The organism is Arthrobacter sp. R1-13 (genome assembly GCF_054161475.1).
Genome location: NZ_CP096420.1, coordinates 3,972,647 through 3,987,456 on the forward strand (window position 1 = coordinate 3,972,647; position 14,810 = coordinate 3,987,456).

15 protein-coding genes, 1 pseudogene and 1 riboswitch are annotated in these 14,810 nt (G+C 62.7%); of the genes and pseudogenes, 6 read left to right on the forward strand and 10 right to left on the reverse strand.

Going from position 1 to position 14,810, the window contains the following annotated elements; all coding sequences use genetic code 11:
* Positions 1 to 228 precede the first annotated feature (228 nt).
* On the forward strand, positions 229 to 1,443 hold the full coding sequence (locus M1D88_RS18345; protein ID WP_458112163.1) for an aminotransferase class I/II-fold pyridoxal phosphate-dependent enzyme: 1,215 nt from the start codon (positions 229 to 231) through the stop codon (positions 1,441 to 1,443).
* A gap of 79 nt (positions 1,444 to 1,522) precedes the next feature.
* On the opposite strand, the gene M1D88_RS18350 is transcribed toward M1D88_RS18345, so the two are convergent.
* Positions 1,523 to 2,482, reverse strand: coding sequence for an arsenic resistance protein (locus tag M1D88_RS18350; RefSeq protein ID WP_458114569.1), 960 nt, complete (start codon positions 2,480 to 2,482; stop codon positions 1,523 to 1,525).
* Between the two features lie 251 nt (positions 2,483 to 2,733).
* Positions 2,734 to 2,905: riboswitch (cyclic di-AMP (ydaO/yuaA leader) on the forward strand.
* A 4-nt stretch (positions 2,906 to 2,909) separates the two neighbouring features.
* On the opposite strand from M1D88_RS18350, the gene M1D88_RS18355 reads away from it, so the two are divergent.
* Entirely contained in the window at positions 2,910 to 3,698 is a 789-nt protein-coding gene (locus tag M1D88_RS18355; protein WP_458112164.1) for a M23 family metallopeptidase, read from the forward strand.
* 31 nt (positions 3,699 to 3,729) lie between these two features.
* Here the strand turns inward: M1D88_RS18355 and M1D88_RS18360 are convergent.
* From M1D88_RS18360 to M1D88_RS18370, 3 genes and pseudogenes are all read right to left on the reverse strand, one after another.
* Positions 3,730 to 3,882, reverse strand: a pseudogene (locus tag M1D88_RS18360) (four-helix bundle copper-binding protein); the annotation flags it as partial.
* Positions 3,883 to 3,913: 31 nt separating this feature from the next.
* Positions 3,914 to 4,798: a F510_1955 family glycosylhydrolase gene (locus M1D88_RS18365; RefSeq protein ID WP_458112165.1), complete on the reverse strand. Its 885-nt coding sequence runs from the start codon at positions 4,796 to 4,798 to the stop codon at positions 3,914 to 3,916.
* Between the two features lie 64 nt (positions 4,799 to 4,862).
* Complete coding sequence (locus tag M1D88_RS18370; protein ID WP_458112166.1) at positions 4,863 to 5,210, reverse strand: heavy-metal-associated domain-containing protein; 348 nt, start codon at positions 5,208 to 5,210, stop codon at positions 4,863 to 4,865.
* A 273-nt stretch (positions 5,211 to 5,483) separates the two neighbouring features.
* On the opposite strand from M1D88_RS18370, the gene M1D88_RS18375 reads away from it, so the two are divergent.
* On the forward strand, positions 5,484 to 5,669 hold the full coding sequence (locus M1D88_RS18375; protein ID WP_458112167.1) for a hypothetical protein: 186 nt from the start codon (positions 5,484 to 5,486) through the stop codon (positions 5,667 to 5,669).
* A gap of 10 nt (positions 5,670 to 5,679) precedes the next feature.
* Here the strand turns inward: M1D88_RS18375 and M1D88_RS18380 are convergent, their stop codons facing one another.
* The 3 genes from M1D88_RS18380 to M1D88_RS18390 all read right to left on the reverse strand — a co-directional run bounded on the left by M1D88_RS18380 (position 5,680) and on the right by M1D88_RS18390 (position 8,234).
* On the reverse strand, positions 5,680 to 6,174 hold the full coding sequence (locus tag M1D88_RS18380) for a universal stress protein (RefSeq protein ID WP_458112168.1): 495 nt from the start codon (positions 6,172 to 6,174) through the stop codon (positions 5,680 to 5,682).
* A 150-nt stretch (positions 6,175 to 6,324) separates the two neighbouring features.
* Positions 6,325 to 6,783: an arsenate-mycothiol transferase ArsC gene (locus M1D88_RS18385; protein WP_458112169.1), complete on the reverse strand. Its 459-nt coding sequence runs from the start codon at positions 6,781 to 6,783 to the stop codon at positions 6,325 to 6,327.
* Between the two features lie 77 nt (positions 6,784 to 6,860).
* Positions 6,861 to 8,234: an FAD-dependent oxidoreductase gene (locus tag M1D88_RS18390; RefSeq protein WP_458112170.1), complete on the reverse strand. Its 1,374-nt coding sequence runs from the start codon at positions 8,232 to 8,234 to the stop codon at positions 6,861 to 6,863.
* Positions 8,235 to 8,354: 120 nt separating this feature from the next.
* Here M1D88_RS18390 and M1D88_RS18395 point away from each other — a divergent pair, with 120 nt between their 5' ends.
* Positions 8,355 to 8,705 (forward strand): ArsR/SmtB family transcription factor, encoded by a 351-nt coding sequence (locus M1D88_RS18395; RefSeq protein ID WP_458112171.1) that lies wholly within the window; start codon positions 8,355 to 8,357, stop codon positions 8,703 to 8,705.
* 46 nt (positions 8,706 to 8,751) lie between these two features.
* Here the strand turns inward: M1D88_RS18395 and M1D88_RS18400 are convergent, their stop codons facing one another.
* A complete protein-coding gene (locus M1D88_RS18400; RefSeq protein ID WP_458112172.1) occupies positions 8,752 to 9,603 on the reverse strand; it encodes a LysR family transcriptional regulator in 852 nt (283 codons plus the stop codon).
* A gap of 83 nt (positions 9,604 to 9,686) precedes the next feature.
* Between M1D88_RS18400 and M1D88_RS18405 the strand changes: the two genes are divergently transcribed.
* A complete protein-coding gene (locus tag M1D88_RS18405) occupies positions 9,687 to 10,550 on the forward strand; it encodes an EamA family transporter (protein ID WP_458112173.1) in 864 nt (287 codons plus the stop codon).
* 4 nt (positions 10,551 to 10,554) lie between these two features.
* Here M1D88_RS18405 and M1D88_RS18410 read toward each other — a convergent pair whose 3' ends face one another.
* Together M1D88_RS18410 and M1D88_RS18415 are read right to left on the reverse strand one after the other, a co-directional pair.
* Positions 10,555 to 11,655 (reverse strand): winged helix DNA-binding domain-containing protein, encoded by a 1,101-nt coding sequence (locus tag M1D88_RS18410; RefSeq protein ID WP_458112174.1) that lies wholly within the window; start codon positions 11,653 to 11,655, stop codon positions 10,555 to 10,557.
* 129 nt (positions 11,656 to 11,784) lie between these two features.
* Positions 11,785 to 13,221, reverse strand: coding sequence for a cation:dicarboxylate symporter family transporter (locus tag M1D88_RS18415; protein WP_458112175.1), 1,437 nt, complete (start codon positions 13,219 to 13,221; stop codon positions 11,785 to 11,787).
* Positions 13,222 to 13,420: 199 nt separating this feature from the next.
* On the opposite strand from M1D88_RS18415, the gene allB reads away from it, so the two are divergent.
* Positions 13,421 to 14,764 (forward strand): allantoinase AllB, encoded by a 1,344-nt coding sequence (gene allB, locus M1D88_RS18420; protein WP_458112176.1) that lies wholly within the window; start codon positions 13,421 to 13,423, stop codon positions 14,762 to 14,764.
* Positions 14,765 to 14,810 lie beyond the last annotated feature (46 nt).

Sequence of the window (14,810 nt, forward strand, 5' to 3'; positions counted from 1 at the left end):
CAGCAGAGCTCAAAGGGGTTCCCGCGAACCGCCATCTGGCGGTCAGCGGCGCGGAACCGCCGCCGTCGTAATCTCCTTTGGGGACACCTGGCTTTTGCCTTTGCCAAGGGCCTTTACATCAACTTTGCTGAAGTCGAGAATGGGTCCCAGCACGGCCTCCACTGGCTCAGCAGCGCGCTGTCCACCCGACTGCCGCCACATCAGGCTGCCATACACAGGAGTGCAGACATGAACGATCCCACGTCAACAGCCCAGGACATTGCCGCGGTATCTGCCCGCGCTGCTCAATTGGCATCGATCCCCTCCTTCCGCCGGGTTGAGGCCTATATCAAGGAATATGGCTCGCGCGGGCACGGGCAGGCGCCGGGCTGCGACTTCACTTTCGGGAATCCGCACCAGATGCCAGCCGACCGCTACGTCAATACCCTCCGGGACGCTCTGACGCCTCAGAATGATCAGTGGTTCGCGTACCAAACCAATGGCGAGGCCGCCCGGGAAGCAGCGGCGGAGTCACTGCAGCGGCTGCTGGATGTGCCTTTCCGGCCGGACGACATCTACCTCACGACGGGTGGCTTCGCCGCGATCGCGTTGGCGCTCAAGACGGTGGCCGATCCGGGCGACGAAGTCATCTACAGCCTGCCGCCCTGGTTCCTGTATGAGCCTCTGGTCCTTGAAGCCGGGCTGGTACCGGTGAAAGTCAAGATCAACACCACCACGTTCGACCTTGACCTCGACGCCATCGAGGCAGCCATTACGGAACGGACGCGGGTTGTGATCGTCAATTCGCCCAACAATCCGACCGGGCGGGTGTACCGGCCCGAACTGCTGCTCCGGTTGGCGGAACTACTGGAAGCCGCCTCGGTGAGGATCGGAAGGCGGATCTACCTCATCTCAGACGAGCCCTACAACCGGATTGTGTTCGACGGTTTGCGCTTCCACAGCCCCGTGGAATTCTATGCGCACACGCTGCTGGCCTACTCCTATGGCAAGACCCACCTCTCCCCGGGTCAACGGGTGGGTTATCTGGCTCTTCCGCCCACCATGCCGCACCGGGAAGAGATGGCCCCGGCCATCACCAGCCTGCAGGTGGCGATGGGCTGGGTGTACCCCAATGCCCTGCTGCAGCACGCGCTTCCTGAGCTGGAGAAGTTCTCCATTTCTATTGATCAACTGCAGCGCCGCCGGGACCGACTGGTTGATGAACTTGGTGGGATGGGTTACCGCATCTGGCGTCCGGAAGGCACGTTCTACCTCTATGTCCCCTCCCCTATTCCTGACGACGAGGCCTTCACCGCATCACTTGCCCGCAGGGACGTCTTCGTTTTGCCGGGCGTGCTGTTCGAGACGCCGGGCTTCTTCCGGATCTCCCTCACTGCCAACGAGGACATGATCGAGCGCAGCCTGCCGGCGTTCGAAGCGGCGATGAAAGAAGTCCGCCAGTGAGTCCGCTTAGCGGTGGTTCCGCTACCGGTGGTTGCGCTTGAGGCACCGGCTCCTGATCTTGCTGCCAGGTGTAGAAGGCTCAAGTGAGCTGTTGGCGTTTAATTTCAGGGACGATGAGCGGCAGTAGCCGGACGTAGAGGACCATTCCGATGAGTTCGACAAGAGTCTGGGTCACCACGACGAGCGCTGCCAGGGCCAACGGGCCAGGCAAAGCCAGTGCCAGCGGAAGAATCACCAGGGAATTCCGGGTGGCCCCGCTAAAAAGCACGGCACGCGTGGCCGGAACGTCGAGGTGCGCCTGCTTGGCCACAAGGAGGCCCAGGGGCACCATAGCGATCAGGAAAGCGGCATACAGCGGGACAACGGCCAGCAGGGCGCCCAGCTCCTGCCGCACTCCCACAACCTGGGAGCCGACAACGACCGCCAGGGTTGCCATCATCAGAGGGACCATCAGGGCCTGCATCACTGCCATGATCGCCCGGCCCAGTGACGCCCGCCGGGCCAGGGCCTGCGTCAGTGCGGCCAGGGCCAAGGGAAACAGGATGAGCCCCACCAGCGCCTGAACGAAGGGTGCAGGATCTATTGCTGACGCTATCCCCGGGCCAACGAAAACCATCAGGTACAGCGGCAACAGGAGCATCTGCACCAGCATCAGCACCGGCGCCGCGGCCAGGAGACGATCGCTGGCCCCGCCTGCCAGACCGGTGAACACAATGACGTAGTCGACGCAGGGTGTCAGCAGGACCAGGAGGACACCGACCAACAGCGCCTGCTCTCCCGCGATGAAACGGGTGAGGGCAAACACCACCACGGGCACAACAGCGAAATTCAGTATCAGCACCGCTGACATGAACCGCAGATCGCGTGTGGCCGTACCAATCGAGGCAAGCGGGATCCCGAGAAATGTGGCGAAGAGCAGCAGGCCAAGGACGGGATTGATTGCATGCTCCAGCACCCCGGCCGAGTCAGGAGCCAATGATCCAGCTCCTCCGCCGACGATGATCGCGGCCAGATACAACCCGACCTGGCGCCTTTCCATCGCTGCGACAAGAGTTCCGATCTTCACGCAGCCAATCGTAGGCCAAGCAACCATTAAGGCATCTCGGTATTCATGGTGGGTGGAGCGACGTCGGCACCCGGAGCCGCTGCATCCTACCCTGCAGCAAGACGAAACGTGACCTTATTCTGATAACGGATTTGTAACGCATCGTTTTTCTTGCTTACATAGAGGGACCACATACCTTCGTTGGGTATGCGTGTGACCGCCTCGCCAAACCCCGCCGGCGGTCCATGAAACTTTTACTTCCCTTGGCGGGGGCGGAAAACCCACTGATGATGCCTTTGCGCGTCTTGGGGTGAAGCCTGGCCCAGTAGCTGCACGCCTCGAGGCGTCCGGCAGGGCAGGCCGGACAGTCCACTCGTCCGAATCCGACAGCTAATTTCGCCGGCGCAGAGAGGACTTACTTTTGCCTTCCCAAGATAAACACGGCCAACGCCATGCCCTTTTTGCCTCCACGTCCGCCAAGGGCAGCCACCGGGCGGCCTCATCCTCCGCTCCGACCCTGCGGGATCGCGGCCGAAAGTTGGGAATTGCGGCGGTGGTAACGGGGATGTTCGCATTAACCGCCCTTTCCAATGCCCACGCCCAGCCCAGCCTGCTATCGGCGGCACAGGACCTCGCGGCCGGGACAGTGCTCTCCCCCGCTACCCAGCCGGCGGTGGCTGCAGATGCCGGATCAGCACTGGCTTTTGACCGCCCCCAGGTGAGCTCCGTCCCTGCACCGCAAGCTGAACCAGCACCGGCACCTGAACCAGCACCGGCACCTGCACCCGCTCCTGTTCAGGCAGCGGCTGCTGCCCCTTCACCAACCCTGCGGGCTCCCCTGGCCTCGATGAGCGTGACTTCTCCGTTCGGCTTCCGTGTCAATCCCCTGACCGGGGCGCTCGACGAAATGCATACAGGCATGGACCTGTCCGGAGAGTGTTCAACCCCTGTTCTGGCGGCAGCTGCGGGAACAGTGACGGAGGCCGGGTGGAGTCCGTACGGCGGCGGAAACCGGATCGTCGTCGAGCACGGCAACGGACTGAAGACCACGTACAACCACCTGGACAGAATCGGCGTTTCCGTTGGGCAGACCCTGACGCAGGGCGGACAGATTGCTGGCGTCGGAACAACCGGCAACTCCACTGGCTGCCATCTGCACTTCGAGGTCATGCTCAACGACCAGACAGTCGATCCCGCCACCTACATGTAGCGGAGATACCAATCGGATCGGCCTCGTAGCGTCAGGCCAGGGACGTCAAAAGGTCTGTGCAGGCCGCTTCACATCGGCAAGCCTCAGCACAGATTCTGCAGTGCTCGTGCATCCCGGCGTGCTTTTCGCACTCCTCGTCACTAACACCGCTTGCTATCCGGCAGGATTCGAGCAGCGCCCGAGTAGCTGCGATCACCTCCTACTTTTCGTGCCCTTCAGGGAGAGACGGCAGGCCTGAATGTGCTCCCGCCGTCCGTGGACACCAGGATCCCCCCATCAATGGCTGCCCAGATCCCGGGATTTCCGTCTGAACCTTTGACGGCGGCTATCGCCAGGACTTGGCCGTCAATCCGGCCTTTTCTCGTCCAGGTCGCGCCAGCATCAGCTGAGTAGTGAACCGTCCCGTCAGGTTCGACGCCGACGGCCTCCGTTGAGTGGGCAAAGGCGGCGTACTGGATCAGCGGGGAAGACTCGTTCAGCATCCAGGTTGTGCCGCCGTCGATGGAGCGCTGTATGCCCGAAGTCGTGGTGGCCAGAACAATGTCACTTTCGGGGTGCCCAGCCAAGGCGGCCGGGACGAAGCCCTGGGCCAGTGTTGTCCAGGTCTTGCCGTCGGGGCTGGTGCGCAGTTCCCCATCAAAGGCAACGATTCCGGATTTGGTGGTGGTAAGCGCATGGAAGTCCGATTCCCCTTGGCGGGACAGCTGTTCCCAGCTTCTGCCTCCGTCGCTGGATTTGATCAGCCCGAGGGGGTTGGGCATGGCAGAGCCTGGACCCGGGTGGCCAGAGGCGTAGAAGACGCCCTCGCCCTGGCCGGCTGTGAAGCCCATCAGGTCATTGGTGGCACCGATTTTCGTGGCCGGTTCCTTTGTCACATCGAACAGCCCGTCGTGGGTCGCGAGAAGAACCTGGCCACTGGCACCGCTGACGCTCAACCCATGGATGTGTGCACTGGGCAGGGCGCTGTCCGCATCACGGGCTGATGACACCCCCGGGGACTGTTCAGCGGCCGGTGTGCAGGCAGCCAATGCCAGCACCATTGCGACGGCGCCAGCCTTCAGGGCTGCGGAGCGGGAAAGCTTTGTGGGCGTGACAGGCATGGAACTCCAGTGAAGTCTGAGGCGGCGAGCGGAGCAGATTCTGCCCCGGCTCCGGAGGGAGCATTTACCTGCTAAAGCTGTATCCGGCTGCCGTAACGGCATCGCGGAGCGCGGCTTCATCGGCAGTTCCCGATACCGTCAGATGAGACACACCATCCGGCACCAGATCAACTGTCGCAGAATCGACGCCGGGCACGGCTGCGACAGCTTTCTCGACAGTTTCGACGCAGTGTCCGCAGTCCAGGCCTTCCACGTTGTAGGTCTGCCCCGACCCAGAGTGCTGGTGGTTGGCATGCTCGTGGTGGTGGTGACCCTTTTCTTGGTGATGGTCGTGCTCGTGGTGCTCGCCGCCGTCGAGCTGGTGATCTCCATGCTCGTGGTGGTGACGGTTTTGAGACTCAATTCCGGACATGCCAGTTCCTAACGCCAAGAGGTATTTGGGTGTTGGGGTTGAACGGCTGTAAAGGCAGAGTCAACGCTCCCCGCCGGGACAAACCACTTCACTGACAACACCATCAATATACCCCCGCGGGGTATATTGATCAAGGGGAGCCGGCGTCGCATCGGGGCCCATGATGATGGGATGGACTCCGCTTAGATGCTGGCCGGACCAGCAGTTGGTTCCCCTTATCACCTTGAGGTGGGGCAAGTAAGGTGTCGCCTATTCCTGACGATGGGGGCGCTTGTGGAGCATAAGGGGCATCACCGCTGGCGGGACCGCTGGGACGTTGACGCGTCGAGCGGTCTGGTGGACCTCAACTCACACCTTGCAATTCTCGACGAACACTCGGCCAAGCAGGAGAACCCGGTCATCCAGGAGAATCCGATAGACGCGATAAAGCCCACACGGCGCGGGGCAGACACAAACTGAGTGCACCGGTTCAGCACTCTCGAACCTTTGCTATTCCATAACCGGGACAATGAGGACGGGTCTGTTCTGGCTGCGGGTCAGCGCAGCTGAAACCGATCCCTCCAGAATCCTTTCCATCAGCGCGGATTCCAGGTTTGGCTGCCCCGAGGATGAGCAACGAGGCGTCAGTGCTTTCTGCTAGACGTCCGAGTGCTTTGGCAACGTCCCCGTTCAGTACCCGGAAGGACCATCTCTCCCCCGGATTACCAAGAACTAATTCAAGCCTCCGCAACATTTGCCCCGACGGGAAATCTGACTCTTCATTGATCACGGGATCGAGTGACAATGCTGTGCGTTGGCCGTCCCCCTCCCACTCGGTGAGGTAGCTGGCAGGATCCACGAAGGCACAGACCAGGTGCTGCCCCAGGTCGTCGGCAAGGCCAGCCGCGGTGCGGACCAGTTGTTCGGAGAACTTCCAGTGGACGCCGAGGACGATCGGGCCTTCCGGCCATTCCTCAGCCGCCATGAGCCAAGGCGGTGACGGTTGTCAGCGGCGCGGGCAGCGCGTAGTAAAGGATGCCCCAACTGGTGGTCTGGGTGATGCACAGCGCGGCGAGTCCGCCCGCGGGGCACCTTCCGCTGCCAGTGTCCGCCTTACTGCCAGGGCAGGCATCTGCTAGTCCTTGGCCAGCTCCACATACAGCTTTTGGACGCGGGCCTTGATATCGTCCCTGACCAGCCGCATGCGTTCCATTCCTTCGATACCCCGTGTGGAGGGTTCGTCCGTTTCCCACACTTCGAATCGCTTCCCCTCACGGGGCTCCAGCTTTGCCTCGCTGCCAAGAATGACGACGACGTCGGCAGCGTCCAGGACCTCATCGGTGACCGGCTTGGGATGCTCGCCTGCGATGTCAATGCCGAGCTCGGCCAGGGACTCCACGGACTGCGGATTCAGGGATTGGCCTGGCTTGGTGCCGGCAGAATGGACTGTGACGGTCCCTTGGGCAAGCTGATTCATGAGCCCGGCGGCAAGCTGCGATTTGCCGCCGTTCTTGCTGCAGACGAACAGGACACTCGGGGTCTTGCTGTGTGGCCCGCTGAACGGCTCACTGAATGTATTGGTGTTATCGGTCATGCCTTGATTCTTCCTTGCCTTGATGTGTTCCAACGGAGGCTGTTTCAGGTGGATCGGCCCGCGGATGGATACTCGGGTTACTGGTCCCCGACGCGGCCATGGGAGAGGCCTGTGGGGAAGCCTACGAGCACAGGCTCGGAAGTGCCGCAGCAGACCGGCTCGGTCTCCTCGAGTGTCATGTCCGGCGCGTCGCAACTGGTCCCGGCACCACTGGAGCAGACGCCGGTTTCCGGAAGTTCCAACTGCACTGTGTCTGCGGCTTTCCAGTCCCCGGCAAGGGCAGCGACGACTGAGCGGACCTGTTCGTACCCGGTGGCCAGCAGGAACGTGGGCGCACGCCCGTAGGACTTCATGCCCACAATGTAGAAGTCCTTCTCCGGATGAGCCAGGAGCCGGGCGCCGTGCGGGGGAACGGTGCCGCAGGAGTGGAACTCGGGGTCGATGAGCGGCCCGAGTTCCAGGGGTGCCTCGACGGCAGGGTCCAGGTTTAGCCGGAGTTCCCGGAGGATCTTCAGGTCAGGGCGGAAACCGGTGCAAGGAACGACGACGTCAGCTTCGATGGCGTGGCCATCCAGAGCGGTGACCGTCACGCCGTCGTCGGAATCCTTCAGAGCCGCGATTCCGAATCCGGTGCTCAGTTCGATGGTTCCGGCCTCCACGAGGCGGCGGAGCCGGGAACCGAGCTGGCCGCGTGCCGGAAGTCCGTCTGCGTCACCGCCGCCGTAGACCTTCTCTGCGGAGGCGCCGCGCACAGCCCACAGGATCCGGGTGCGCGGTTCTTCTTTCGCAAGGTCGGCGAGGTTGATCAGGGTGTTCGCCGCCGAGTGGCCGGCCCCGACCACCAGCACGCGGCGCCCGGCAAAGGTTGATCGGTCCCGGCCCAGAACGTCCGGAAGAGGAGAAGAAATCCGGGACGCAACCGCTTCTTCGCCGATGCCGGACAGCCCTGACGTTCCCAGCGGGTTGCGGGTGGACCAGGTACCGGACGCGTCGATCACGCTGGCGACCTGGTAGTCAGTGGTCCCGCCGCCGTGGTGCTCCACCCGGACGATGAAAGGTGTGGTGTCCCGGTTCCGGGTGTGGGTCTTGTCCATGCCCTGCCGGGTGACCGCTGTGACACGCGCACCGGTCTTCAGGCGTGAAGCGATCTCGGGAAGGGCCGCCAGCGGTGCCAGATATCCGTCGACGAGATCCCCGCCATAGGGGAGGGCTGTGGGGCGAGGGGATTCCCAGCCGGAGGCTTCAAGGAGACGGACGGCTGCGGCGTCGAGATTAAACCGCCAGGGTGAGAACAGCCGTATGTGGCGCCACTGTGCGATGGCAGCACCAGCGGAGGCTCCCGCTTCGAGGATCATCGGTTCCAGACCACGCTCCAGCAGGTGCGCTGCGGCGGCAAGGCCAACCGGACCGGCGCCGATGACGGCAACGGGAAGGGTCTTCGATGACTCCATGATGTCCTCTTTCTGATCTCGGCGGCTGGCCGAAGGATAAGGGAGCTAAATTGACAGATGTCGATATGGAAGTATCACCGGACATATCGACGGATGTCAATCTACGTGCATAATTGGTCTATGAACTCTCTGCGAACTCTCGAGGTGACGGCGTCGGACACCTGCTGCGAGCCTTCAGGCGAAATGATTCTGAACGCGGAGGACGCCCAGCAGAGGGCATTGGCCTTCAAGGCGCTTGCTGATCCGAACCGGCTGCGCCTGCTTTCGATCGTCAAGGCCGGCAGTGAGGGCGGAACATGCGTCTGCGACCTTACGGAGCCTTTGGACCTGGGACAGCCCACCGTCTCCCATCACCTGAAGATCCTGGTCGACGCCGGATTGCTGCACCGGGAAAAGCGCGGCACATGGGCGTACTACTCGCTGGTGCCGGGCGCGCTTGAGCAAACGGCGGGCCTCCTGGCAACCCTTTGACCCGACGCTGGACCCCTAATGAAGCAGCTGCACCTCAACGGCGCACTCAGGAATAGAGGCCCGCGAGGATTTCGATGACTTCCTTACGCGCGGCGGGCGGGTCAGCTTTGGACCAGGCAGCATAGACGGGAACCGGAGCTGCGTCACGAACCGGACGGTAGACAAGACCACGGCGCCGGTATTGATGGGCAGTCGATTCCGGGGTCACACCCCGGGCTTTGCCGCTTCCGATCACCGTAAGCCAATCGTCTACATCCTCCGTGACCACCGTCCGGGCGGGCTGTTCCCCTTCGGGCCATAGATCCAGCCTCGTGCTTCCGGTACGCACGTCGATAGCCAGCGGCGCCCTGCTGACCTGTGCCAAGGTAACGCTCCGCTTTCCGGCCAGAGGATCCTCCGCCGCCATGGCACAATAGCGTTTCTCGACACCGATGAGAACGAGAGCGAAGGCGGCTGTATCAGGCACACGCCGCAGGATCGCAAAATCGCTTGTTCCTTCTGCCAGCCCCGCGGTTGGAGCGTTTATCCTGGTGAGGCGGAGTTCGGTGTGCGGGAAGGCAGCGGCCCATCTGCGCTGAAATTCAGGAGTGTGCCTTCCCAAAGCAGCCCACGCATACCCGATCCGGACTGTACTTCCACCGGATAGCGCCTCCTGCTGGAGGTCCGCCAGAATGGAGAGGGCCCGGCGCGCCGGACGCATGGCCCGCTCCCCTGCGGGGGTCAGTTCGACACTGCGGGTGGTCCGGTGAAGCAGCCGAACACCCAGGCAAGCCTCCAGGGCAGCGACATTCCGGGACACCGCCGCTTGGGAAATTCCCAGCTCGATGGCGGCATCGGTGAAACTCCCTGCTTGGGCTACTGCTATCAGGGAACGCAGGTGTCGCAGTTCCAGGTTCATGGTCCAGTATATTCATGCGCTGGACGCATAACTCCCCATTTTATGCATTATGTGAATATTGGTTTCTGTCCCAAACTCCCTTCATGAGTAAAAACGAGACCGCAAGCCAGGGGCGTGCAGCCGGGGCCGCGATACTTGTGGCCAGCGCCTTGTCAACGCAATTGGGTGCAGCCAGCGGTTCGCTCGCATTTCCGGTCATTGGTTCGATGGGTGTGGTCGCCGTACGGCAGCTCATCGCTGCCGCGGTACTCTTGCCAATCGTGAGGCCACGGGTCTGGACTCTGACGCGGCACCAGTGGTGGCCCGTTCTTCTGCTCGCGGCCGTCTTCTCGACGATGAATCTCTCCCTGTACGCGGCGGTAGAACGAATCGGCCTTGGTCTGGCCGTGACCCTAGAATTCCTTGGGCCCCTGGCCATCGCCCTGCTTTCCTGCAGGACCAAAGGCGGCGCAGCGTGCGCAGCCATCGCGGGAGCCGGAGTCGTGGCCATCACGCAGCCCGAGGCCTCCACTGACTATCTGGGGGTAGGGCTGGCTCTCACGGCCGCTTGCAGCTGGGCCGCTTATATAGTGCTCAACCAAACCGTCGGCGCACGCATACCAGGGATCCACGGCACCGCAACCGCAACAGGGGTCTCCGCCGTGTTGTTCCTCCCGGTCGGCATCACGATCTTCCTGACCCACCGCCCGGATGCCTTTACTATCCTTTGCGCGGTTGGTGCCGGGGTGCTGGCGTCGGTGGTGCCGTATGTTGCGGACCTCATCACTTTACGGCGGGTCCGCGCAAACCTGTTCGGAATCCTCATGAGCATCAACCCGGTCTTTGCGGCATTCATAGGAGCGGTTGCACTCCATGAAGCGCTCGGAGTCATCGAGTGGGCAGGCATAATCCTCATCGTTGCCGCAAACGCATCCGCACTGTTGGGGCGTGGCAGCGACCGGCCCTAACGACTTACTCTGGGGTGACTGAGGGGGCCAATTGCAGTTTGACCGTGGCCTCCATTTCCAGGAAGCGTCCGAAGCGGTGGACCGCCTGGTCAAGCGCTTCTTCCTCCCGCCTGGTAAGGGCTAGGAAGAGCGTCGCTTCCACGACCGCCGAACGTCCATTTATGGTTCTTTTCCAGCTGCCCACAGTGCGGCCGTCGATCACAATGGCCCGGTCCAGGAACAGCCCGGGCCGCGACGGCTCGTGAGCGAGCACGACGCGCAGGTCCTGGTAGGCGACCACGGTTTCATCGAACATCGAGATGAGGAATGCCCCTGTAAGCCTCGGCGAAACCACACCAGCAGCAGGCACTGAATACCAGCTGCTCCCATCCTCATCATTGATGCACTCGAGCTGTCCGTTGAGGCGTTGGAGAGCTGCCTTGGTATCGGCAACAGTGAAGCTCGACCAGGTGGTGAAGTCCCTTACCGTGGCTGGACCGTGGCTCCGGAAGTAGCGCAGTGCGAGCTCGTCCAGCGCTGACTCACGCGACCGGTCATCCAGCGCGGTCACCGGCACACGATCATCGACCAGGGCATAAGTGTGCTGTTTGCCGCGACGCGGGCCGCTGCAGATGAGCTCTTCGAGCTCCGCGTACATAAGGAAGTAGGCAAGCTGAGGACCGCTTGTCTCGATGCCGTCCTGCGCCAGGCGTTCCACCAGTTCCCGCCGGGTCAGGGGACCATCGCCGGCGAGAGTCCGGGCGAAGACTTCGTGGGACCGAATGAGCAGCTCAGGGCTGGCGCCAAACTTGCCGTACCAGTGGCGGTTGAGCGCGTGAACACGCGGACGGCTCAACCTCAGCATCCAGCGCAGATCCTCGCGGGCAACGAAATGCCAGGTGGGCCGCAGCAGGTGTGTCCTGATGATGTCACCCCGGGCGAAGGCGGCCTCTACGTCGGCATCCGTGCAACCGTTCGTACGTTCGGCCAAAGACCACTTGGCCTCGGCGAACTCCTGCGCCTGCACGGCCCCGAGCCAGCGGACCGCCTCCGCCGCATCGGAGAAGGGCTCCCCCGCCAAACGCTGATTCACCAGTCGCTGGCGCACAGTGCTGAGGGGATCCATCAGACTGCCCTACTTGCGGAGAGGTTTCCAGGCCATTGAGCCAGGGCACTAAAGTCAAGCTTCATCTTGAGGATCCTCAGGCAGCCGGAATATTGGCGCCAGAGTAGCAGAGAAGCTAAGTCAGGATCCCTATTTCAATAGGGCCACCTCCGGCACAGCACCGTCCGCCGATCCATTTACTCCGGCGGCAGAAGAGGATTTCTTGCCTGCTTGAACCGCGTCCTCAGCCGCCTCTTCAACCGCACGATCTTCCGCAGAGGGATTGGTTTGGAACGCCGCCAGCATGGCTTCGCGGTCGAACTGCCCCTCCCACTTAGCCACCACAAACGTCGCAACGCAGTTCCCCAAAAGGTTGACCACCACGCGCATCGAATCCATCAGGCGGTCAGCCCCAAGCAGGAGTGCGACACCTGCCACCGGGAAGATGCCAAGCGCGCCGGCCGTTGCCGAGAGCGCCAGGAACGCCGATCCCGGGACGCCGGCCATGCCCTTGGACGTGAGCATAAGGATTCCCAGGGCCGCAAGCTGCTGGCCGAGATCCAGGTTGTGGCCGAATGCCTGGGCCAGGAACAGCAGGGAAATTGAAAGGTAGAGCGCGGCGCCGTCGAGGTTGAACGAGTAACCGGTGGGAACCACCAGTCCTGTGGTGGCGCGTGAACAGCCGGCGTTGGTCAGCTTGGTCATGATGCGCGGCAGCACTGATTCAGTGGACGCAGTGCCGAGGGCCAGCAGGAACTCCTCGCGGGAGTACTTAATGAATTGCCACAGCGGCACCCGCGGGTAGACCCACGCGACGACGAAAAGTAGTCCGATGAAGATGATGGCGGCCCCGTAGCAGGCAGCGATGAGCAGCGCGTAGGTGCTCAGGGAGCCCAGGCCGTACTGCCCGATGATGAATGCCATGGCTCCGAACGCCCCGATCGGCGCAACCCGCATGACCCAGCCCATGATTTTGAAGAAAAGCTCCAGCACTGTTTCCAGGAGGCTGACCACGGGCATGCACCGCTCCCTGCCAACCACCACGATCGCTGCGCCGAAGAACACAGAGAAGCACAGCACCTGGAGGAGGCTGTTGGAGGCGAAGGCGCCCACAACGCTGGTGGGAATGATGCCCAGGATGAACTGCCCGGCGTCGCTGGGCGGGGCAGCGGATGTTTTGGCGTTCAGTGCGTCCTGGGACAACGTGGCCGGATCAATGTTCAGCCCGGCCCCAGGCTGGACTATGTTGGCCACGATCAGGCCGAACACCAGCGCGAACAGCGTGGCACCGGTGAAATACACCAGGGCCTTCACACCAACCCGGCCCACTGCCTTGACGTCGCCCACCGCCGAGATGCCTGTGACGATCACGAGGAAAATCAGCGGGGCAATGATCATCTTGATGAGCTGGATAAACCCGTCACCCAACGGGCGCAGAGTGGAACCGAGGTTTGGCCAGAAGTGCCCGATCACGATGCCCAGGAGTACTGCGATGAGGAGCTGGAGGAACAGGGACTTATAGAGCGGTTTCTTCGCCGGAACCGTGGTGTCCCTAGTCAGGGTCTCCGCAGTGAGTGGGATTTTCATCGAGGCCGCCAATCGTTGTGGGGGCGGCATTCGGGAACGCCGCTGTGGTCATAAGTCACGCTAGGCTCCGGGTGTTTCCACGACGCTACGGCGGCGGGACGGAACTGTTTAACTGCTGTTTAACTGCAGTGGCCCGCTTTGACCTGGCCCCAAAGCAGGGTAGACACGTGGGTAGAAGGCCAGCCTGAAGGAGACCTGCGTGACTGATGAGACCTTTGACCTGGTGATCCGTGGCCAACTCGTACTGACCCCCGACGGAACAGCGCCGCGGGAAGTAGGCGTCCGCGCTGGAAAGATCATGGCTGTCGAGCCGCTGGGGTATGGCTTGGCCGGCGCTGAAATGGTGGAGCTGTCCGAAGATGAAACCCTTATCCCAGGCCTTGTGGACACCCACGTCCACGTCAATGAACCGGGCCGTACGGAGTGGGAGGGTTTCGCCTCTGCCACCCGCGCCGCAGCGGCAGGCGGCGTGACCACCATCATCGACATGCCGCTCAACAGCATTCCTCCCACCACCACGGCTGAGGCTCTGAAACTCAAACGCGAAGCCGCCGCAGACCAGGCCTTTGTGGACGTGGGGTTCTGGGGAGGAGCCATCCCCGGCAACAAGGCTGACCTGCGGCCGCTGCATGCCGAGGGTGTCTTCGGCTTCAAGTGTTTCCTGCTGTACTCCGGGGTGGACGAATTCCCTCAGCTGGGTGCGGACGAGATGGAAGAGGACATGGCCGAGCTCAAGTCCTTCGATTCGGTCATGATCGTCCACGCTGAAGACCCCCACACCATCGACGAGGCACCCGGCGCCGAGGGCACCAGCTACTCCGGCTTCCTGGCCTCCCGCCCCCGCGCTGCCGAGAACCGGGCCATCACCGAGGTGATCGAACGGGCCCGCCGGACCGGCGCCCGCGCGCACATACTTCACCTGTCGTCGTCGGACGCGCTGCCCCTGATTGCCGCCGCAAAGCGCGACGGCGTCCGCCTCACCGCCGAGACATGCCCCCACTACCTCACGCTCACTGCCGAGGAAATTCCCGACGGCGCCACCGCCTTCAAGTGCTGCCCGCCCATCCGGGAGGCCTCCAACCGTGAACGCCTCTGGGACGGCCTGCTGGACGGAACCATCGACTTCATCGCCTCGGACCACTCCCCCAGCACCCTTGACCTGAAGGACCTGGAACACGGAGACTTCGCGGTGGCCTGGGGCGGGGTGTCCTCGCTTCAGCTGGGCCTGTCCCTCATCTGGACCGAAGCGCGGCGGCGAGCCATCCCGTTGGAACAGGTGATTTCCTGGATGGCTGCAAAGCCTGCGGAACTTGTCATGCTGCGGGATAAGGGGCAGATCGCAGCGGGTCGCGACGCCGATTTCGCCGTCTTCGCCCCGGACGAACGGTTCGTCGTGGACGCCTCCAGACTGAAGCACAAGAACCCCATCACCCCCTACGACGGGCGGGAGCTTTCCGGTGTAATCCGCCGGACCTACCTGCGCGGCAACCTTGTGGACTTCAGGAGTCCTCGGGGCCGGTTGATCCGCCGGGGCGGCGTCTGACAAGAGCGGTTTTGGAATGGCTGTAACGGGCCTGAGGAATACTGCA

Excerpts from the sequence above, each read along its gene's own strand:
- M1D88_RS18385 (WP_458112169.1), bottom strand. The coding sequence starts at position 6,783 with ATGACCGATAACACCAATACATTCAGTGAGCCGTTCAGCGGGCCACAC.
- M1D88_RS18410 (WP_458112174.1), bottom strand. The coding sequence starts at position 11,655 with ATGGATCCCCTCAGCACTGTGCGCCAGCGACTGGTGAATCAGCGTTTG.
- M1D88_RS18345 (WP_458112163.1), top strand. The coding sequence starts at position 229 with ATGAACGATCCCACGTCAACAGCCCAGGACATTGCCGCGGTATCTGCC.
- M1D88_RS18350 (WP_458114569.1), bottom strand. The coding sequence starts at position 2,482 with ATGGAAAGGCGCCAGGTCGGGTTGTATCTGGCCGCGATCATCGTCGGC.
- M1D88_RS18405 (WP_458112173.1), top strand. The coding sequence starts at position 9,687 with ATGAGTAAAAACGAGACCGCAAGCCAGGGGCGTGCAGCCGGGGCCGCG.
- M1D88_RS18390 (WP_458112170.1), bottom strand. The coding sequence starts at position 8,234 with ATGGAGTCATCGAAGACCCTTCCCGTTGCCGTCATCGGCGCCGGTCCG.
- M1D88_RS18380 (WP_458112168.1), bottom strand. The coding sequence starts at position 6,174 with ATGGCGGCTGAGGAATGGCCGGAAGGCCCGATCGTCCTCGGCGTCCAC.
- M1D88_RS18395 (WP_458112171.1), top strand. The coding sequence starts at position 8,355 with ATGAACTCTCTGCGAACTCTCGAGGTGACGGCGTCGGACACCTGCTGC.
- M1D88_RS18370 (WP_458112166.1), bottom strand. The coding sequence starts at position 5,210 with ATGTCCGGAATTGAGTCTCAAAACCGTCACCACCACGAGCATGGAGAT.
- M1D88_RS18415 (WP_458112175.1), bottom strand. The coding sequence starts at position 13,221 with ATGAAAATCCCACTCACTGCGGAGACCCTGACTAGGGACACCACGGTT.
- M1D88_RS18365 (WP_458112165.1), bottom strand. The coding sequence starts at position 4,798 with ATGCCTGTCACGCCCACAAAGCTTTCCCGCTCCGCAGCCCTGAAGGCT.
- M1D88_RS18400 (WP_458112172.1), bottom strand. The coding sequence starts at position 9,603 with ATGAACCTGGAACTGCGACACCTGCGTTCCCTGATAGCAGTAGCCCAA.